Source organism: Ochrobactrum sp. A-1, from assembly GCF_022488005.1.
GTDB lineage: Bacteria > Pseudomonadota > Alphaproteobacteria > Rhizobiales > Rhizobiaceae > Brucella.
Genome location: NZ_JAKVQC010000009.1, coordinates 304816 through 324885 on the forward strand (window position 1 = coordinate 304816; position 20070 = coordinate 324885).

Genomic DNA, 20070 nt, shown 5'->3' on the forward strand with positions numbered 1-20070 from the left:
GCGAATGCGTGATTCATGGGGAGCCAGCTTTGATGGAAGCTCGCGATGGATGCGGACTGGCAGAGCGATCTTGAGCGTTGGCTGGAGCCGTTTCTGACGGGGCTCTGCAACAAGACACGGCGTCGGATGTGTCCGGCCTATATCGCAGGATTGATTGGTCCTGGCGACCGCAAAAGCATCCAGCCCATGGCGGCCCGCACCGACGAGGTGAGCTCCGACCGCCTGCACCGCTTCATAGGCGCTGATGTCGGACAGGCGGCGCGATAACGCGGCTTCCTCCTGGCGAGACCAGTTCTAGCGGTTGGGGTTCGGACTACGACTTCGAATACCAATAGGAAGTAGCGCGAAGCCCCCTCCCCTCCCCCGAAACAAGGTAATCGTGATTACGCTAATTAGGATTACGCTAATTGCTCCTACGACGAAGAGAGAGCGACGGCTGTCTCCGAATTGAAACAGCCGCCCAAACTCCCCTCACGACATCGCCGCCATTTCCCTGTCGAACAGCCTCGCACGTTTAACTCGAACTATTAACTATAGCGCGAACGGCACGGGCTGAGATCTTATATTTCTTGGCAATTTCTGAGATGGATGTTTTTCTCATAAACGCACTTTTTATTTCCTTTCGCTCATTGCTTTTCACTTTTCGCGGCCGTCCTATATGCTTTCCTTTCAATCGTGCTGCTTCCATCCCAGCCCTGGTTCGTTCACTAATAAGAGATCGTTCAAACTCAGCTAACGCGGCCATAATGTGAAATATTAACCGTCCACCAGAAGATGTCGTATCGATACTGTCCGTCAACGACTGAAATTCGACACCTTGCATTCCAAGATTATTAACAAGTTCAACGAGATTAACGAGAGACCTACCGAGTCGGTCAAGTCGCCAAACCACCAACGTATCTCCATCGGAAAGGTGATCCAGTGCTCCCTGAAGCCCAGGCCTATTAGATACTTTCCCAGAAACGCCTTGATCTATATATATTGTGCTACATCCTGCTAAGCGAAGCGCATTCAGCTGCAAATCAAGGTGTTGATCGTCTGTAGAAGCCCTCGCATAACCAATGCGAGTTATTTCTTTTTTTGGTTTTACCAGATCTTCGTTCTTCTTTTCTGTTACTGGGCGCATAGTAAATATTCTGAGCTTTGCCATTTATCTTAACGCCATTTTTGTTCTCGCGAACCCCCTTGGCGTTGACATAAAGGGAACCCTTATGGTAAGTCCACGACAAAAGTTATTCGCATTGGATTAAAACACAGATTCGTCAGCAAAAGCGGCCTGTCGGCCAATTCCGGGGGGGGGGGGACTTTCATTGCGAAAAATGTTTATAAATATAAGCGGAGGAAAGGGTTCCCTTTCGTTCCGAGCTTCTCTGTCCTCTATCGAACTAAACTGAGGTGAGTCATTTGATGGATCACCTCGATGTCGCCGATCCCGCATTATTTTCTGCAATAACGGATGCAATTCTAGAAAACCGTATTGAAATCGCGGTTCAGGGAATACATTGCGTTACAAATGCTGACCGTTTGCTTTACGGCGAGTGCCTTGCACGACTTCTGAACCGTGACGGTACCATCACCAGTGCTGGCGAGTTCATTCCCATCCTGGATATCTGGGGCAAAACACCGCTCCTTGATCAGCACATGATTAAGCTCGTTCTTGATGAACTGGACGCTGATCCACGCGCAGTTCTGGGTTGCAACATTTCAACAGATAGCCTCACGGACGCCGAATGGTCGTTGATATATCGCCAGTTGGTCGAACGTGCTCACTTAGTTCACCGTCTGGTTCTTGAAATCACTGAAACAAGACCGCTCAGCGATATTATGACCGCCAACAGATGTCTGGCCGCTGCTCGTAAACTCGGTTGTCTAATTGCCGTCGATGATTTCGGCAGCGGTCAGGTCACGCCCTGGCAGTTGCTGCGGCTGGAGGTCGATATCGTGAAAATCGACGCTTCTTTCGTGCGCGACATCAAGGAATCCCATTCTCGAGGCAACAGCCTTCAATTCATGATCGGGCTGGCGAAGTGCGCAGCTCCGACTGTTATCGTCGAAGGTGTCGAAAACAATTCTCATCTGATCGATGCCGTGTTGGCCGGGGCTACTCATGTCCAGGGCTTTCATCTTTCTCGACCAGCATTCCTGCATTCAATCGAGCCTGTGTTTCGGGCTAATTCTGAGGGTAAGACATGTCATTAGTTTCCAGGGTGTTGTCACGTTAACTGGGCTACAGTTGCCTGCCTGACGGTTTGGGCGTAAATTTTGGCGATGCAGACATCAGATATCATCTTCAAGCGTCACCGTTTTCCGCCACAGATTATTGCTCATGCGGTGTGGCTTTATCTGCGGTTCAACCTTAGTCTGCGTGAAGTTGAGGAAATGCTGCTTGAGCGTGGAATCGACGTATCATACGAGACAGTTCGTCGTTGGATCGCCAAGTTCGGCCCCCAGATCACACGCAACTTGCGGCGGCGTCAGGCGCGCCCCGGCGATATTTGGTATTTGGACGAAGTGGTCGTCAAATGCGCTGGAGAAAAATTCTGGCTTTGGCGTGCGGTGGATCAACATGGCTCCGTTCTCGAAGAAATCTTGCAGAAGCGGCGTGATAAAAGGGCGGCAAAGCGATTGCTTGTGGCGTTAATGAAGCGCTATGGCTTTGCTCCTAAACGGATCATCACCGATAAGCTCCGCTCCTACGGTGCAGCAAAGGCAGAAGTGGCACCCGGCCTTGACCATTGGTCGCACAAGGGCCTCAATAATCGGGCCGAAAATAGCCATCTGCCGTTTAGGAAACGGGAGCGAACCATGCAAGGTCATCGGTTACCTGGAGCGTTGCAACGGTTCGTCTCCATGCACTCAGCGACGCGCAATTGTTTCTCTGTTCCATCTCGTCGCCGAGCCGCACACACAATTCGCTACCATCGCCTCGAAGCTTTCGATGCATGGAAAATTGCGGCCTGTTTCGCCTGAATATCTACGAGCCCCTGGCCTTTCCGGCCAGAGAAACTTAACGTGACAACACCCTCTTAAGTGACGAAGCGATCAAGACGAGCGCGATCGAAGGCGAAACATTGGACCGCTTGAGCGTTCAGTCATCACTGCGGCGACAACTCGGCCTGGACACGGACCGGCGTTCGGTGCAACCACGTGAACACGGGATCGCAGAAATGACGGTCGACGTTTATGGCACCTATGCCCTGCCGCTTGATGACGCCACTTTGTTTCGGTGGCATACCATGTTGATGGCAGGCAGCCGACATTTGGAGAGTATTGGTGCTTATCGCAGCCATTCCGACGCTATGCAGATCGTCTCTGGCCAGTTGGACCGTCCGACGATTCATTTCGAGGCGCCGCCATCAGCGCAGGTACCAGACGAAATGCACCAGTTCATATCGTGGTTCAACGCAAGCGCTCTTAATGGCAGTGCACCCCTCCCCGCGCTTACCCGCGCCGGACTTAGCCATTTGTGGTTCGAAAGCATCCATCCGTTCGAGGACGGCAATGGGCGGCTTGGTCGCGCACTGGCCGAGAAAGCGCTCGCCCAATCGCTTGGGCAGCCGAGCCTGATTATGCTCAGTTTTACCATCGAACAGCAACGGAAGGCCTATTACGATCAGCTGGAAATCCATCAGCGAACCCTCGATGTCACTAAATGGTTGGTGTGGTTTTCCCAAACTGTGCTGACGGCTCAACAAACGACGCTGGATCGCGTCGCCTTCTACATCGCCAAGGCGCATTTCTACGACCGGTTCAGGGGAACGTTCAATCCCCGTCAGGAGAAAGTCATTGCGCGTCTGTTCGAGGCAGGACCGGAGGGTTTTATCGGTGGCCTCAGTGCCGACAACTATCTGGCCATAACAAAGACCTCACGCGCAACCGCCACCCGCGATTTGCAGGATCTGGTCGACAAGGGCGCATTGACGCGCAGTGGTCAGCTTCGATTCACCCGATATGCGTAAGCGGGGCAAATTTGGTGGCCAAGACCCTGTTTCTGATTCCAAGTCAGAAAAATTAAACACTGTGCATATCGTGAGTTCCGCATCGATATTTCATGGCTATGGGATTCCTGATTTTGGCAAATCATGATTCTCTTTTGCGATGCCGAAGAGAATGCTTCCCTCGCCCAAGCATGCTGACACGCTTTCACTGAACGCGTTGCGCAGTCTGGTCACGGGTTTGGTTGAGAAAACCGAACGTGCAGAGGCTCGGCTTGAAAAACTGGAAGCTGAGAATACAGCACTCCGTAAGGAGAATGCCGAGCTCCGTCTGGAAAACACCCGGCTTAAAGTTGAGAACCAACTCCTTCGCGATGAAATTGCGCGACTGAAAAACCTGCCGCCACGGCCGCCGTTCAAACCGTCGGGCATGGATAAGGCAACGGACGCGAAAGCTCAGGACAAGCAGGCGGGCAAGAAGAAGCCGCGTGGACCGAAACTGGATGTCGAGCGCGTTGATCGGGATGTGGTTCTTCATGCCCGTGTTCCGGACGGTTCACGCTTCAAGGGCTACAAGAGCTATTACGTGCGCGATATAGTTTTGCGCGCTGAGGTTATTCACTACCGGCGCGAATGCTGGGTTGCTCCGAACGGTAAGACTATTCTTGCGCCGTTACCTGCCGGAATCGTCGGTGGTTATGGCCCAAACCTCAGGCGGCTCTGCCTGATGCTGCATGCGCAAGGTCAGGTCACAGCGCAACGGTTGTCGACCCTGCTTAATGACATCGGCATGGACATCTCCAAACGCCAGGTTGTGCGTTTGCTCACCAAGGGGCTGGATGGCTTTGTTGCTGAGGATGCTGCCGTTCTGCATGCTGGCCTGGTGTCGGAAGCCTATGTAACGGTCGATGACACCGGGGCCCGTCATGCGCGTGATAACTTCTATACCACCCATATTGGCGGCGAGCATTTTACCGTCTTTCGCACCACGAAAACAAAATCCCGCCTGAACTTCCTGTCGCTCTTGCGCGGCAATTATCAGGATTATGTGCTTAACGATGCTACTTCTGATTATCTGAAGACGCGACATGGCGTGGATCCGACAGTCATCGCCAGGCTGCAAACACGCACGCCTCAACGCTTTAGCAACCAGGTCCCCTTTCTGGAACACCTGGCGCAAAAAGGTGTCGACATCTTCGATAAGGACATGGTTCGGGTCGTCGCGGAAGCGGGCATCTGGGGTTCTGTTCGCCACCACGGCCTGCTGGGCAATGCCGTCATTATCTCCGACGATGCCGGCCAGTTCCGGGTTGGCAATCATGCGCTGTGCTGGGTGCATGCGGAGCGGCTGCTGCAAAAGCTGATGCCGGCGACGCCACAGCACGTCCGGTGGGTGGAAAATATACGCGATCTCATTTGGAGCTTCTACAAGGCGCTCAAGGCATTCAGGCAGAAGAGCCCCTCACCAGGATCAATCAGCGCTTTCCGGCAACGGTTTGACCGCATCTTCTCTATCCGGACGGGTTGTATGGAGCTGGACAAGCTGTTGGCACGCCTGCTACGCCGCAAGGAAGAACTGCTCAAGGTTCTCGAACGACCAGAAATCCCGTTGCACACCAATGCTTCCGAGAATGATCTGCGCAGCTGCGTCACTAAACGAAAAATCTCCGGCGGCACCATGAGCCGGGATGGACGTATCGCCCGCGATACCATGCTGGGTCTTATGAAGACCTGCAAGAAACTCGGGCTTTCCTTCTGGCACTACCTCGGCGACCGGCTTGGCGTGCCCACTCAACGGCCAACGACCCCGGAGCTTGCAGCTCTCATTATCGCAAAAGCCTGATCCTACTTACTTACGACGGCCAGGCTTTGAGAATGGGACCACCTGCCCTGCTCTTGTTGGTGCTTTACCATAATATGACCGCCCGTTAAGCTCAGTAACGACGGTGAAACATTCCACTGTTTGTCGTCATCCGTGTGCACCGTCACTGTCTTGCGATTGCGACGAATAACAAAGCCTCGAACCATCGTACCATCTGGCCCTTCAAACATCACGCCACTGCCGAGCTTGATCTCCTGCAGCACAGCGGCTGTCTTTTGTTGATGGAGAAACTGCAATCGCTCAACGATGCGACGGTTCAGTGCCGTCAACATGTCTTCATCCAAACTATCAATATCGAGCTCTATCATCCGCGCCTTCTTCAAAATGCAATTGTAAGCAATCTTCTGTCAAAGACCGGATTATGATAGATTGCGATACTGCGTGCAATTGCCCGGTAAAATGGCACTGCCACCATACCTGCCCCGCTTACCTGGAATTTCTATCGGCATTGGAAGGCTTTTCAAAAGCTAACCTATTTAATATATTATACAAATATCGATATACGAAACCGAATATAGCTCTTGCTTTCGTTACTGTGACGTTAACCATACGGGTTTCTAACATCTGATAAGTATAGGTTATCGGATGTGATATGTACGAGGCACTTGTACGTGCTGTAAAACAATGGTATCAATGGCGTACGGCCAATTTCGGAGGTCCCGATGCCCCAGACAAGCTACAAGATCAGCGAAGCCCGCAAGAATTTCGCCGAAGTCCTCGATCGCGCCAACCAGGGCGAAGAGATCGTCATCATGCGTGGCAACGAAGTTTACGCCCGCATCGGTCCAGCAGCTGACGGCGGCAAGCGCCCTTTTGGCCTGTTGCGCCATCGTCGCCTGCCCGACAACCTGTTCGATACGGTTGATGCAGAGCAGGCGGCGATCGATGCCGGAGACTGGAATGATGATACCGGCGTCTGGCTAGGCAAATCCAACAATAGCGAAAACACGCAATGAAAATCCTGCTCGACAGCCACGCCGTCTACTGGTGGACAATCGGTAGTGATCGCCTGTCCACGAAGGCACGATCGCTGATCGAGGACAAGGCAAATGCTATCCTCGTCAGTGCGGTCTCGTTCTATGAACTGGACAACAAGATGCGCCTGAACAAGCTTGATCTCAAGCCCCAGGAACTGCGGGCAGCCGTCACGGAAAGCGGCCTGCAAACACTAGCCATCACCGATCTGCATGCCGAACTTGCAGCAAATTTTGATTGGGAACATCGCGATCCGTGGGACCGGATTCTCGCCGCTCAGGCGCGGCTTGAGCACTGCACTTTCATCTCGACGGATCTGGCGTTCGACGCGATTCTGCATGAGCGCGTCTGGTAAGGGCAGTGGCGGTGAAGGTATTCGTGGACATTGCCGAGGCGGCGGAGCGATTTGACGAACTGATTGACTTCGTTTTGCGCGATGACGAGGTTGTCATCTGTCGAGCTGGCGATCCTATTGCCGCGATCGTGCCAATTTCGCAGAACGGCCAGGGCACATGGGATGAAGTCTGGGCGCTGGCGCTTAAGGGAAGGCCTGCAAACACGCACCAGACTTCGAACCACGATGAACTATATGACGAGAACGGACTGCCGAAATGAGCAGCTCGTCGTCAGGTTCGATTGAAAAACGCACCGAGACTTTAGATACGATTGCTGCTGTCTTGCCGATGAACCGCCGCGACATGCTGGCTGGCATTTTGACCGATGAGGATGTCGAGACGCTGCGCCATCTGGTCAATGAAGGCATGGGCGAAAACACGCTCCGTGCCCTGACCTCGGATCTGGCCTATCTCGAAGCCTGGTCGCTGGCTGCGACCGGCAATCCCCTCCCCTTTCCGGCGCCGGAAGCCCTGTTGCTGAAATTCGTCGCGCATCATTTGTGGCGGCCGCAACAGCGCGAGATCGAACCCGATCACGGCATGCCGGTCGGCGTGGAAGAGGAATTGCGCAGCCAAGGCTTTCTGCGCGTGTCGGGACCGCATGCGCCGGCTACCGTGCGTCGCCGTCTCGCCAACTGGTCGACGCTGACCCGCTGGCGCGGTCTGGAGGGTGCGTTTTCATGGCCTTCCGTCAAATCGGCAATCCGGCTTGCGGTGCGCGCCCTGAACCGGCCGCGTAGCCGCAAGAGTGTCCATGCGATTACCGGCGATATTCTGGGCAAGCTGCTGGCAACCTGTTCCGGAGAGGATCTAACGGCTTTGCGGGATCGGGCCATCCTGATGGTGGCCTTTGCCTCGGGCGGTCGTCGGCGTAGCGAAGTCGCCGGCTTACGTGTAGAACAGCTGGTCAAACAGGCACCGGTCACCGATGAGAACGGCTCTCCCCTCCCCTCGCTCGGCATTCGTCTCGGTCGCACCAAAACCAGTGGTGCCGATCACGATGAAACCGTCTATCTGACTGGCCGGCCTGTTGAAGCCCTCACCCGCTGGCTGGAAGCGGCAAAAATCGACAAAGGCAGCGTGTTTCGAAAAGTCGATCGCTGGGGCAATGTTTCGGCACGGGCGCTGGAACCGAGCGCCATCAACCGAATCGTCAAGCAGCGGGCGCAAATGGCTGGCCTCGATGCAAAAGAATTCTCAGCCCACGGCCTGCGCTCCGGCTATCTCACGGAAGCGGCCAATCGCGGCATTCCGCTCCCCGAAGCCATGGAACAATCGCGCCATCGCTCCGTGCAGCAGGCGTCCGATTATTACAACGACGCCAAACGGCGTAGCGGGCGCGCATCGCGGCTATTATGATACTATTCACGGAGGGACCTCCAACTCTTCGATCGCACTAAGCATGAACTGGACCGCGTTTACTTATAAACTGCCACATGCAGCTTGTTAACAGCGGTCGTTCATCGTGATGACCGCTCGAGAACGTGCCTGATCAGCTACGCTGGCTTGAAAACAACAGCGTGGGGTTTAGTTCTTCAGTGCCGATATATGGATTGGCATGGATCGCAAGAATCCACAGGCTGATCGAAGCCGTTGCTGAATAAAGTAGCAAGGCATGCCTCCCAGCCCGCACCCGATCCGCATGGGTCGAGGCAATAGTGGCGATAGTCAGGAATGTCAGCGCCAGTACAAGATACCATTTATATTGGTCGATGGACGTATTAGCGATAGCGATGCGATCATTGCGCGCATTCTGAAGCTCGTTAAAATCATGAATGAGCTGGGATACGATCGGAGAGGGCGTGCCGTCGCTGGCCACCGTCTGGACAACGGAACGAATGGCAAGAAGCGACTTCTCCACCTTGGGCGAAGGCACGATATTGTCGTCGGCTCCCCATTCATCTGACACCACCAGATTCCGATAGGTTTCCACTGCGTTCTTAAGTCTCTCATTGTTCAGGACCGTGGGATGAGCAGTCCCCAACATTCGAAATATCGCAGACCGTTCGTTGCTGGTCGCGAGATCCGCTCGAGAGTTGAGTGTCCATGCATCTGCCGCGACGAAGCCGAGAGACAAAGCCCATGCGGTGGATATCGTGCCGACAAAGGCACCAATGGGCACCGAAGTTGGATCTTTCAACGCCCGCAGGCCCCGCAGCTTCAGAAGGAGCCAGCCGCAGGCATATAAAAGCGCCCCGAAAAAGCAAAATGCCAAGAATGATACGTAAATCGACATCCCCAGTAATGTTGTCATGAACGCCCCCCAAAAAATACGTTGGCGCAACTCATTATATAGAGGGCGTAAATAAACCGTGTTCTCTAGAAGGGAATTGGATATAGGTCCTCTGGTTTATCGCGGCGTTTATTCGAAGTTACACAGAGTGTGACGACCGATCTGAATGAAATAGATCAATGTTTTAAAATCTCTTTTCAGCACAAGTCTTCTCCGAAAACCGTTTTACCCTTTTCGGGGAGGCCTCTATGTAGAATTTTTGCAATTTCGGCTTTACTAATTGAATACGAAGAGCGGTGTATTGGACGATGGGGTATCATCGATTCTATTCTTTTGGGTTGGGGCAAAGAATTGAGACTGGAAGCAGAAGTCGACAGCGTTGAAACACAACGCTCAAGTGAAAAAAGTTCGCTCCTTTCCCTTGCCATCATAATTGCGACAGCGTCAATTTTCGGGCTCACTTACAGCCTGACGGCTCCGCTGGTGGCGCATATGCTTATCAAAAGCGGGCTGACGGAAACGCTTGTCGGTGCCAATGCCGCCATGCATGCGCTCGGCGTCCTGTGCATAGCCCCCTTCCTTTCGGGACTGGCTATCCGCTACAAGCCCAAATATCTCATCATGGCCGCGCTACTTTCATCAGCGTTGCTTCTGATCCTGTTTCCAATGGTGCCTAGTTTCTGGTTCTGGTTTCCGTTGCGTTTCCTGCTGGGAATTTCTGCCGAAATTCTGTTCGTGTTGACGGAAACCTGGGCCAGCGAGCTGAGCGACAATAAAAATCGCGGACGCATCATGGCAACCTATACAGCGTCGCTCTCGCTGGGCTTTGCCGGCGGCCCGCTGATCCTGTCGTTTACGGGGTTTGAAGGGCTGGTGCCATTTGCAATCGGGGCGGTCGTCGCCCTCCTCGCCTTTGTCATCATGAGCCTGCCGGGACTTCGACAAATTGAAATGGCCCAGCAAAAACACTCAAATTTCTTGCGTATGATGCGACTGTCGCCCATTGCCATGGGAACAACGGCAATCAATTCGGCAGTTGAAACAGCCGGACTGTCTTTCCTTGCCATTTATGCCATGCGGCTCGGCTGGAACGAAACCGAAGGTGCACAACTGATCACGGTTCTCATGGTCGGTGCCATTGCGCTGCAGCTTCCCATCGGCTGGCTATCAGACAAGATGAACCGGGTTACACTGATGATCGCCCTAACGGCGGTCTCCGCAGTAACGGCATTTCTCTGGCCCCTGCTTCTATCGGTGAGCTGGCTGGCCTACCCGGCATTGTTCATCTGGGGCGGAATTTTCGTTGGCATTTATACGACAATGCTCGCGATAATCGGCTCGCAGTTCCGTGGGGCGGACCTTATCAGCGTCTATGCTGCGATGGGGCTGTTCTGGGGCGGCGGCGCCTTGGTGGGACCGATGCTGGCAGGCGGTTTCCTAGACGTGATGCAGCACGGCCTACCGACCTTTGTGGGAATGGTCTGCGTCGTTTTCATGGTGTTCGCCCTGATCGTAAAGCGCACGCTTAAACCCAGTGGAGCCCCCCAGGCATGATACGCATCGTTCTTATTCTCCTTGGCCGGGAAATTATTCAGCGTCACTGGAAAATACTACTCATTACCGGCGGCGTCTGGCTTCTGCTCGGCACATTCATCGCTATAGATGCCTTGGACGGAAAGACGATCATTCCGTCGCGCTTTTTTGGCTATTTCCTGCTGCCGGAGGCGGCTGTCGGCCTCCTGGCTGCCGCGTTCAGTCAGGGAACGGCGAGACGAATGCGTGTCGTGCAGGGTATCGCGTTGTTCGCGGTCGCCTTGCTGATCCTCAGCGCCACCCCCGCCAGCCACTTCACGCTTGCGATGGTGCTGGGGTTCTGCTTCCTTGTGGATGGCAGTGTGCGCATTGGCAGTGCATGGGTTGTCCGCTATCCCCGCTGGCGGCTGGGGTTGATGGGCGGCATTGCGGAAGTTTGCATCGCCATTGCAACGCTTCAGCCATGGCCAACATGGTACGCCGGAACAGTTGCCTTCAATGTCGGCGCCGTCATGATCCTTACCAGCCTTGGCATATTGAACATTGCGACACGGGTGCGACGGCTGGAAGAAGGCGCATCGATCAGCAGTATCTTCAACAGAAATCCTTTATGGAACAAGCCGGGTTCCAGCTCCCTCGCCCATTCTGCCAATCGCAGCGAGCTGATCGTCCATGTCTGGACTCCCACAGGTCAGGTCATGACCCCGCTTCATCAAAGGGCCATCAATCGATATATCGCAGCCGTCGATACAAACGGCGTCATTTCCACGGGCCATGCGGCTCTGGAAATGGCCCCAAACGTCTATATCAGCCATTATCCGGCAGTCGAGATCGACCGATCGCCGGACGAATTCACCCGGACATTACGCGCCACCGCAGACAACAATGTGCCCGGACGTTTCCTGCCAAGCTATCAGGAAGAATCCGCCGAATGGTGCCAATCGACAGTGCAGGTGGTGATCAAGAATATCGACGCATCGCGATTGAATGCATTCTGGCAAGATTACAGCGCAGACAACACCTATAATCTCACAAACCGCAATTGCTCAAGTGCAGTCGCTGATGCTCTGGATGCAGCGCTGGAAGGTGTTTATCGTGACCACAACTGGCCAATAATTACAGCGTTGCGCGCGATCATTTATCCTGAGCTATGGGCAGCGGGACTGATGCGCAAGCGCGCAGAATCCATGGCGTGGACGCCTGGTCTGGTGCTGGATTATGCGCGCGCATTGTCGGCTCTGGTCGACCCACCAAAATCGTTCTTGACGTTTCCCAAACTTCGCCTGCTAAAAAAATACGCAAACACGAAGCAGGACATAAACTAGGACACGTCTCGCATATATCCGGCCTAGCTAGAGCGGTTCCGGTTAATACGGAATCATCAGAACCGCTCTAACTATTTGTTTTACCGCATTGTCCTACGCAAAACCGCTTCGCACTTTTGCTGGAAATGCTCTAAGTACCGGCAGGCTGCCGGATGACCGTAGAAAACTGTTCGCGCTCCATTGAGCGAACCGGCGTCAGCAAGGCGCGCTGCTGGATTTCACTGAACGGCAGGTCGCTGTTCATGAGCAGCTCATTGTCATAGAGAAACTCCGGCAGATAGCCGGAGAGCAAAACCCTGTAATCAAATGGAAAACCTGGTTCCAGCAGGCGAACAAGGTCGAAAACGACCGTCGTGCAATTGGACGTCAGTGTATTGTAGAAGGCCGGGTTTCTGGCAAGATCGTTGGCCTTTTCGATATATTTGAGCAACATCGCCTGCATAAGCTCTTGACCAACATCGACCGGATATCGATAGACGCGCTCGTCGCGGACATTGGTTCTCAAATAAACAATGTCCCGTTCTTCCGCCGCTATCATCGCCAATTCGAAACTTCTGAAAAAGCCACCCAGCGAAGAAAATTCCTGACCTTTTTTCTTGCGTATTTCGGCAGAGAACACCAGATGGCGACCATCTGCAAAGCCGAATGAAATCAATGTATGTGCAATGGCCGGATGCGTCCAGTAAGACAATATGACATCCACCGAATTGAGTTCGCTCAACCTGTACGTCCCGGATTTCCACCCTGGCACAAATATCCGGCTGTCATTCCATGTGAAGTCACGAATGTTGTGAAATGTCACCTCGTCGCCCTGAACATCCGCTGTCACCGTGTGCTGGACATCTGCCGCCCAATCCCGCGTAAGCGAAGGCTTCATCGAAAACCAGGAGACCAGAAAGAGGGAACCGAGGCAGATGAATGCGACGTTACTGAAGCTTATCAACTGGCTGCTCGAACGCGGTGAAAACAGGACCGAGATATAAGCTGCAAGAACAAGCGCGGTCAGGGCCATGACGCAGATTTTGATCGTCTGCCCCACCTGCAAATGAAACCAGAGCGCCATTGCCGCCCATAACACAATCATCGAGCATAGCGATGCCCAGGCAAACATAAAAAGCAGTTTGATCATGGTATATTCTGTGGCCTCGGATCAGCAGTCATAAATGGTAATATTGCGAAAACCGGGCTGGTGCTGGCGCTACAATGGCCCCGACGCCAGTGTTTCAGACGATGATAGGTTTTGTTGGAGCAAATTCGGGCTAACCGGTTTCTTGACGCCTGCATCGGACTGGACTTCGCGAATGGCGTTCTGGAGGACGGCGTTTCTTTTAAACGCCACGCGACCGGCGGCAATCACCTGATCCACCTGTTCTGTCGGAAGCACGAAGCGGGTTGGCACTTCATTGAAACTTGCAGCCATGCCAGCGGGAAGATCTTGTATCGACAGGCGTTGTACATGAAATCGGACATCGCGGCAGTTCCATCCTTTCAACGAGCCGCGATAGCGCGCTACTGTGGCTGCAGACAGGCTGCACCGATATGCAATGAGTTCGTCGCGCCATTGCGTTGTCGCCAGCTTCAGCGCATCAAACCCTTCCCTGACCGACGAGGAAATGGCAGTATCCGTAACCGCACCGAGGATTTCAGAAATCCCTGGCCCTTGCAGCTCCTTTACCCATGGATATTCCATCTCACGGCCAGCATCCACGACAATGTAAAGAAAAGTCTTCAGCTTCACGGCATCGGCAGGCGACAATGGCCCATAGGGTGTTTGCGCCGAGGCTCTGGCCATCGCAAATGGCGTAAGCCCCAGATTATCGGTCAGCGCGCCATCGAGCAATTTTATGAAATTCACATTGCTCGACCGGTAAGTGTGCAGTGCGCGCCCATAGGCCTTCAACCTATACGACGCCTCGGGATCGGCCATGACCCGGCTTAGCCAATCGGGCTGGCGATAGGTGCAGGCACCATGGTTGGATGCAACCGAAATGGGCTTGAAAACGACCGGAACCGCCGCTGACGCCGCGACTGCGTCAGCAATCCGCACATCCTTCAGATTGCTGCACAGTGCTGCAAAGGTTTCTACGCTGAAGTGAAATGGAACCCGGTTGTAGATATCCGATGCAGAGATCCAGATCGATGGCGCATTGGACCAGTCAAACTTTGAATAGGTCGCACCATGGAAAATATTGTCGTCGAGCCAACGGGCAAGCGAGGATCGGTCATTTGCGCCGCCATTCAGGACGCCAATGGCGACTGCTGGCGACAAGGCATTGGTGCGCACGCGTTCTTCAGCGTTCCTGACCAGAAACGTTTCACGGAAATCCCGATAATCATCGCGCCCTTTCATGCCGAAATAGGCTGCAAGAACCGCGCCTCCAGACACGCCGGATATTATCCTGATATTATCGACCAGGCTTCGCTCATAGGGATATTCGTCCACGATCGTATCATCGAGCGCCCGCATGACTCCATAACCAAAAGCCGCCGCCCGCGTGCCGCCGCCAGAAAATGCCAGGCCAATGATCATTGCGCCATCATCCCCGTGATCGGGAACGAAATGATTGTTAAACGCGAATAATTGAGACGTTGAACGATTGATCGGCCCGACATCGGATACCGCGCAGCCCGCAACAAGAAAACTGACAACAAACCCTGTTATCAAGAAAAGAAACGATCGATTCTGTATCATGCCCCCACCCCAATTGAACGACAATTAACACTGCCATTGAAGCAAAAGCAAATGGCAGATCAAGGAACGTATCTCCCGCCACAATCTAAGGATTTAAAGTATCGTCGAGTTGACATTTTCTCCAATCGGTCGCACCTATTTTAGGAAAACAGTTCTTTTGAAGCCCTTCTCACGGCACTGTTCTCCGCAAGGGACGCCAAGTGTTCTTACCTTTCATTTTTTCGCCAAGGACGAGCTATCATACTACGGATTGCTCGGTGTCTACCGAGGCTCTCGGCTTATCTCTTTTCGCCGCCTACCGTGATCATTCCAGCTTATCCAACCCTCTCCCTGTTTATAGATTTGGACCTTTTAACTTAGGTAGGCCGCTGGCGCGCAACGGTTGTTTTGATGAGGGTTTCCTCGTCTACCCATTAAAATCGCTTCTGATGGCGGTTAAATTGCATAGTAAAACTCGCTTGCAACTAACCATTTTCTCATGCATGCCTTATTTGAACAAAGCCGCTTCAAGCGCGGGAGAAACAGCCATGTCAAAACGTCAGGCCACCAGTGCGTTGCCCCGTCCCGCTCGCCTCATCGGTTACGCACGCGTCTCGACCGACGATCCGGTCCATGATGCACAGATGGACGAGTTGCGGGCAGCTGGCTGTGATCGCATCTTTCAGGAGCAGGGTTCCGGGACTTCACGCGCCCGCCCGGTCCTGACCCGGCTGCTTTCGGAACTCGTTGCCGGTGACGTTCTCGTCGTGGTCCGGCTGGACCGCCTCGCCCGCTCGGTCAGTCACCTTCTGCAGGTTATCGAAGATCTCGAACAACGCGGCATCCACTTTCGATCTATCCGTGATCCCATCGACACATCCACGCCGCAAGGCATGTTTTCTCTGCAGGTGCTGGACGCCGTTGCACAGCTCGAACGCGCGCTGATTGCAGAACGGACCAAAGCGGGGATCAAAGCTGCAAAGGCGCGCGGCAAGCTTCCGGGAAATCCCGGCTTGAGAGAGCGCAAGCCGGAAGCGATCCGGGCGGTATCTCAAGCGCGCAACAAACGCTATCTCGATGAACTGATCACCTCGGCACAGACCTGGTTGCCTCTGGTGCAACAAATGCGCCCGGTCCACAGCTGGGAGAATATCGTACAGGTGCTCAATAGGCGCGGACATGACTGGACGGTCGAGCGTCTGCGCCGCGCCGTGCATCGTCTCGTCCGCGAAAAAATCGCCGACAAGAAGCTTGTTGCCCGATCCCCTCGCCGCATCCCTTCTGATCACCTGATGAAACTGGTCGCCGCAATTGCGATTGCCGATCCCGGATTGTCGCTTCGCGATATCGCGGCCCAGCTCGATCAGATGGGAGAGCGGCCGACGCGCGGTGGGAGGAAATGGCAGCCTTCCTCCGTTCGTCACCTTTTAGATGAAGCCCACCGTTTTGGTCTCATTCGTCGCTAAGCGCCTGACCGATCATTCGGCCGAGAGGCCGTCTTTCAATCAATGTGACAGACAATCCTCCGTCATTGGAACTTTCGATAATGCAACACAATATGCGTTACATGTGCCGCCCAACATCCATACGCCCGTGCAAAATACGCACAACAAGCAGCGTGTTCTCGTGCTCCCGGAAATAGATCACATGGGATCCGACGGCATATTTGAGATAGCCAGGACGAATGTCTGCAAACCGCCCACGCTTGCTGTCATCCCTTAATCCTTCAAAAGCATCCATGACGTCAGTGATATAGCTGTTTGCTTGCTCTAATGACCATTCGCGTAAGGTGTAAACCCAGATATCTTCGAGATCGGCCTCGGCAAGCGGTGTAAGCTGATACCCATCAAAGCGCATGCTTCGTCTTCATCCTCTGCAGGAAGCCCTCACGATCCAAGGGCTTCGACTGACCAGACTCTTCGCCCGCAATCAGCGCCTCCTGTAGAGACTTAACACGCGTTTCTTGTTCCTCTAAAAGACGCAATCCTGCACGCACGACATCACTGGCAGAGCCATAGCGCCCTCCCCTCACCTGTGAATCGATGAAGTTGACGAAGTGATCACCGAGGGAAACTGATGTGTTTCGTGACATGTATTTACTCCTTTGCACTATAGTACCAACTTTTGGTAACAACACAAGCTCAACTCCGGCACTGCGCTCCCCCTACCTGACGTTTCACCTCAAAGAACCAAAAAGCATTGGCAATGGACGGGAGGAAGTCGTTTATCTGACCGGGCAACCCGTCGGATGCCTCACCCGTTGGACGCAAACGAACTCTCCGCGTATTGCCTACGCTCCGGTTATGTCACCGAAGCGGCCAATCGCGGCATTCGCGTGCCCAATCATGCAACTAGCGCGCCGTGGACACTACTGATATTCATCTGCTGGCAATTATTCGTACACGGCTGTTTGGGTCAGTAGAGCGAGACCTGGTTTTGAATGCTTGATACATCAGCCTGAATGACTTATGTTTCTCTATTAAGGTAACAGGCATCAAAAGCGATGTTGACTTCAGCTCAATTGCGTGCGGCGCGTGCTCTGCTTGGCATTGACCAGAAAACTCTGGCGAGCATGTCGGGATTGTCTTTGCCTACCATTCAGCGGATGGAAGCTACCGATGGAAATGTGCGCGGCGTCGTTGACAGTCTCGTGAAAGTGGTCGGCGCCCTTGAGGCAGCCGGCATTGAATTGATCGCTGAAGGGGCGTTGAGCAATTCCGGTGGGCGCGGTGTACGTTTGAAATCCCCGGTTTGAAACCCAGATAATCTATACCCGACGGCGACCGCCGACGATATTCTGCCGACGATCCCGCCGATTCCTTGTGGAGACGCGGTTAATCATGACGACACTGGTTACGGATACGCCCAAGAGCGACTTTCTCGAACTCTTCACGCCGAAGCTTGTGACGGTTCTGCGAGAAGGCTATTCATTGGCGAATTTGCGCGCCGATGCGCTGGCGGGATTGACGGTGGCAATTGTCGCCCTGCCGCTTTCCATGGCCATAGCGATAGCATCCGGCGTCAGTCCCGCGCAGGGCCTATATACTGCGATTGTCGGGGGATTTCTGGTTTCGGCTTTAAGTGGTTCACGGTTCCAGATTGGCGGACCAGCCGGAGCTTTCATCGTACTCGTTGCCGCCACGGTTGCTCAGCACGGCATGGAAGGGCTTATCCTTGCAACTTTCTTGTCCGGTATCATGCTCGCGGCTGTTGGTCTTCTTCGCTTCGGCACTTTCATCAAGTTCATTCCTTATCAAGTGACCATCGGGTTCACCGCAGGTATCGCCGTCATTATCTTCGCCAGCCAAATCAAGGAACTTTTTGGACTTATGCTCGAGCATGAACCGGGTCCGCTTTTGCAAAAAATTGCGGCTCTTTGGCAAGCTCGTGATAGCTTCACACCCGCTGCCGTAGCGATTTCCATCAGCACGATTGCGATGATCTTGGGCCTCAAGACGTTTCGCCCACACTGGCCGGGCCTGTTGATCGCAGTCGGACTTGCGGCTGCCGCCGCCGCATTGTTTGGCCTGCCGGTCACAACCATCGGTTCACAATTCGGTGGCATACCGTCCAGCCTGCCAGCGCCGGAGTTGCCTACCCTGACGGGAGGGAAAATTCTAGCTGTTCTTCCTGCAGCGGTTTCATTTACCTTGCTGGGAGCCATCGAATCCCTGCTCTCCGCCGTCGTCGCCGATGGCATGACCGGACGCCGCCATCGCTCGAACTGCGAACTGATGGCGCAGGGCATTGCGAATATCGGTTCAGCGTTGTTAGGCGGTTTCTGCGTGACCGGCACGATTGCCCGCACAGCCACCAATGTCAGATCCGGCGCGCATGGGCCTGTATCCGGCATGTTGCATTCAGCGTTCCTACTTTTGTTTATGCTGGTGGCCGCCCCACTTGCTGCCTACATACCGCTTGCCGCATTGGCCGGCGTTCTTGCGGTTGTCGCCTGGAACATGGTCGAAAAACAGGCAATCGCCGTCCTGCTACGGTCGGGATGGGGAGAGGCGGCGGTCCTTACCGTAACCTTCCTGCTCACGGTCTTCCGCGATCTGACCGAAGCTATAGTAGTGGGATTTGCATTGGGCTCGGTGCTATTTATCCAGCGAATAAGCAGAGTGACGACAGTGCGGTCCCACAACCCCAATCTGAAACCGCTTGTGGCAAGCGACATACCGGATAGTGCCCTGCCTCGTAAAGACTATGACGAAACCCAGTCCTCCGACCCTGAAACCGTGATTTATCGTATAAACGGGGCGCTGTTTTTCGGAGCCACCGCTTCCATCGGCACGGTTTTGGACAGGATCTCAGACAGCTACAAAACGTTCGTGATCGATTTCGAGGATGTTTCATTCCTCGATTCCACAGGTGCCAATATGATTGAAGGACTGGTCCAAAAAGCCAATCGGCGTGGAATCGAAGTTTGGCTCACAGGAACGAGCCGCGCCACGCGACGCTTGTTACTACAACACGGCTTACGGCGTCCGCTGTGCCGGTATGCATCGTCTATCGCTGACGCGTTGCAACGCAAAAGGATGGTTCTTTCGCGCAGGTGACTATCATTTCTTTTTTTGCGCTTTCAATATAATTACAACCGCCGCGCTCATGATAAACATGGACAGGATCAGTTCTATTATTAGCCTCCACTCCATGACCCCAATCTCCATCTGAATGGATCGGATGCTGACAGTATATAGCAAGACGAGGCTGCGTCACATCAAGTTTACGAGTTGAGGAAATCCACTGCTTCTCATTCATAAGCGAAACAGGTCATAACTGTCAGAAAATCAAAGCCTTTAGGCGATGATGACAAATTGATTTTGCCGTGCGGCGGCGACAGAACTGTAAAACAATCGCGAGGAGCGGGATCGCTGTTCTCTTATTTATTGGCTTGAGGCGCCGCTCTCGATTTAGATATTCTATTGGCACCTACACGAAGCCTGCACTACCTTTCGCTCAAACGCTGGAATAACGGGCCCAGGCACCGGGGTTCGTCCCGTTCTTAACTATACGACAATGCCAGTCAGCACAGTTTTTCAAGGCTGCGTTGAAGTCAGGCAATCTGGTTCATTTGTCTAAAGCTTCTCCCATGCGCTAGTATCTGGATACCTGTTGTAA

18 protein-coding genes and 3 pseudogenes are annotated in these 20070 nt (G+C 53.8%); 14 read left to right on the forward strand and 7 right to left on the reverse strand.

Going from position 1 to position 20070, the window contains the following annotated elements; all coding sequences use genetic code 11:
• Positions 1-45: 45 nt before the first annotated feature.
• Positions 46-261 (forward strand): annotated as a pseudogene (locus tag MKS82_RS28790) (transposase); the annotation flags it as partial.
• 253 nt (positions 262-514) lie between these two features.
• On the opposite strand, the gene MKS82_RS28795 reads toward MKS82_RS28790, so the two are convergent.
• Positions 515-1150 (reverse strand): recombinase family protein, encoded by a 636-nt coding sequence (locus MKS82_RS28795; RefSeq protein ID WP_276313515.1) that lies wholly within the window; start codon positions 1148-1150, stop codon positions 515-517.
• A 257-nt stretch (positions 1151-1407) separates the two neighbouring features.
• On the opposite strand from MKS82_RS28795, the gene MKS82_RS28800 reads away from it, so the two are divergent.
• From MKS82_RS28800 to MKS82_RS28815, 4 genes and pseudogenes are all read left to right on the forward strand, one after another.
• Positions 1408-2199: an EAL domain-containing protein gene (locus tag MKS82_RS28800; protein WP_240579642.1), complete on the forward strand. Its 792-nt coding sequence runs from the start codon at positions 1408-1410 to the stop codon at positions 2197-2199.
• A gap of 69 nt (positions 2200-2268) precedes the next feature.
• Positions 2269-2970 (forward strand): IS6 family transposase, encoded by a 702-nt coding sequence (locus MKS82_RS28805; protein WP_139975392.1) that lies wholly within the window; start codon positions 2269-2271, stop codon positions 2968-2970.
• A 53-nt stretch (positions 2971-3023) separates the two neighbouring features.
• Positions 3024-3959 (forward strand): annotated as a pseudogene (locus tag MKS82_RS28810) (Fic family protein); the annotation flags it as partial.
• Positions 3960-4098: 139 nt separating this feature from the next.
• On the forward strand, positions 4099-5778 hold the full coding sequence (locus MKS82_RS28815; protein WP_240579643.1) for an IS66 family transposase: 1680 nt from the start codon (positions 4099-4101) through the stop codon (positions 5776-5778).
• A gap of 6 nt (positions 5779-5784) precedes the next feature.
• On the opposite strand, the pseudogene MKS82_RS28820 reads toward MKS82_RS28815, so the two are convergent.
• Positions 5785-6125 (reverse strand): annotated as a pseudogene (locus MKS82_RS28820) (hypothetical protein).
• Positions 6126-6479: 354 nt separating this feature from the next.
• Between MKS82_RS28820 and MKS82_RS28825 the strand changes: the two are divergent.
• Genes MKS82_RS28825 through MKS82_RS28840 form a run of 4 tightly spaced genes read left to right on the forward strand, consistent with a single transcriptional unit; the run spans position 6480 to position 8546 of the window.
• A complete protein-coding gene (locus tag MKS82_RS28825; RefSeq protein WP_240579644.1) occupies positions 6480-6773 on the forward strand; it encodes a type II toxin-antitoxin system Phd/YefM family antitoxin in 294 nt (97 codons plus the stop codon).
• Positions 6770-7147 (forward strand): type II toxin-antitoxin system VapC family toxin, encoded by a 378-nt coding sequence (locus MKS82_RS28830; RefSeq protein ID WP_109989466.1) that lies wholly within the window; start codon positions 6770-6772, stop codon positions 7145-7147. The genes MKS82_RS28825 and MKS82_RS28830 overlap by 4 nt, the downstream gene beginning before the upstream one ends.
• Before the next feature lie 11 nt (positions 7148-7158).
• Entirely contained in the window at positions 7159-7407 is a 249-nt protein-coding gene (locus MKS82_RS28835) for a type II toxin-antitoxin system Phd/YefM family antitoxin (protein ID WP_374844116.1), read from the forward strand.
• Positions 7404-8546, forward strand: a complete 1143-nt coding sequence (locus MKS82_RS28840) for a site-specific integrase (protein ID WP_109989467.1) — start codon at positions 7404-7406, stop codon at positions 8544-8546. Before MKS82_RS28835 ends, MKS82_RS28840 begins: the two co-directional genes overlap by 4 nt.
• Before the next feature lie 133 nt (positions 8547-8679).
• Here the strand turns inward: MKS82_RS28840 and MKS82_RS28845 are convergent, their stop codons facing one another.
• On the reverse strand, positions 8680-9441 hold the full coding sequence (locus MKS82_RS28845; RefSeq protein ID WP_109989468.1) for a bestrophin-like domain: 762 nt from the start codon (positions 9439-9441) through the stop codon (positions 8680-8682).
• Positions 9442-9771: 330 nt separating this feature from the next.
• Between MKS82_RS28845 and MKS82_RS28850 the strand changes: the two genes are divergently transcribed.
• The gene (locus MKS82_RS28850) at positions 9772-10974 is read left to right on the forward strand and encodes an MFS transporter (RefSeq protein WP_276313516.1); all 1203 of its coding nucleotides are present in this window, start codon (positions 9772-9774) and stop codon (positions 10972-10974) included.
• Entirely contained in the window at positions 10971-12278 is a 1308-nt protein-coding gene (locus MKS82_RS28855; protein WP_171058842.1) for an HdeD family acid-resistance protein, read from the forward strand. The genes MKS82_RS28850 and MKS82_RS28855 overlap by 4 nt, the downstream gene beginning before the upstream one ends.
• A gap of 130 nt (positions 12279-12408) precedes the next feature.
• On the opposite strand, the gene MKS82_RS28860 is transcribed toward MKS82_RS28855, so the two are convergent.
• Both MKS82_RS28860 and MKS82_RS28865 read right to left on the reverse strand, forming a co-directional pair.
• Positions 12409-13407, reverse strand: a complete 999-nt coding sequence (locus MKS82_RS28860; RefSeq protein ID WP_181394334.1) for an Lnb N-terminal periplasmic domain-containing protein — start codon at positions 13405-13407, stop codon at positions 12409-12411.
• Between the two features lie 69 nt (positions 13408-13476).
• Positions 13477-14970: a patatin-like phospholipase family protein gene (locus MKS82_RS28865; protein ID WP_109989469.1), complete on the reverse strand. Its 1494-nt coding sequence runs from the start codon at positions 14968-14970 to the stop codon at positions 13477-13479.
• 527 nt (positions 14971-15497) lie between these two features.
• Here MKS82_RS28865 and MKS82_RS28870 point away from each other — a divergent pair.
• Positions 15498-16415, forward strand: a complete 918-nt coding sequence (locus tag MKS82_RS28870) for a recombinase family protein (protein ID WP_109989470.1) — start codon at positions 15498-15500, stop codon at positions 16413-16415.
• A gap of 97 nt (positions 16416-16512) precedes the next feature.
• Here MKS82_RS28870 and MKS82_RS28875 read toward each other — a convergent pair whose 3' ends face one another.
• Together MKS82_RS28875 and MKS82_RS28880 are read right to left on the reverse strand one after the other, a co-directional pair.
• Positions 16513-16806 carry a type II toxin-antitoxin system RelE/ParE family toxin gene (locus tag MKS82_RS28875; RefSeq protein WP_109989471.1) on the reverse strand — a complete coding sequence of 98 codons (294 nt, stop codon included), beginning with the start codon at positions 16804-16806 and terminating at the stop codon, positions 16513-16515.
• Positions 16796-17041: a type II toxin-antitoxin system ParD family antitoxin gene (locus MKS82_RS28880; RefSeq protein ID WP_109989472.1), complete on the reverse strand. Its 246-nt coding sequence runs from the start codon at positions 17039-17041 to the stop codon at positions 16796-16798. The genes MKS82_RS28875 and MKS82_RS28880 overlap by 11 nt, the downstream gene beginning before the upstream one ends.
• A 411-nt stretch (positions 17042-17452) precedes the next feature.
• Between MKS82_RS28880 and MKS82_RS28885 the strand changes: the two genes are divergently transcribed.
• Entirely contained in the window at positions 17453-17704 is a 252-nt protein-coding gene (locus MKS82_RS28885) for a helix-turn-helix domain-containing protein (RefSeq protein ID WP_109989473.1), read from the forward strand.
• Between the two features lie 85 nt (positions 17705-17789).
• Complete coding sequence (locus MKS82_RS28890) at positions 17790-19508, forward strand: SulP family inorganic anion transporter (protein ID WP_109989474.1); 1719 nt, start codon at positions 17790-17792, stop codon at positions 19506-19508.
• Positions 19509-20070 lie beyond the last annotated feature (562 nt).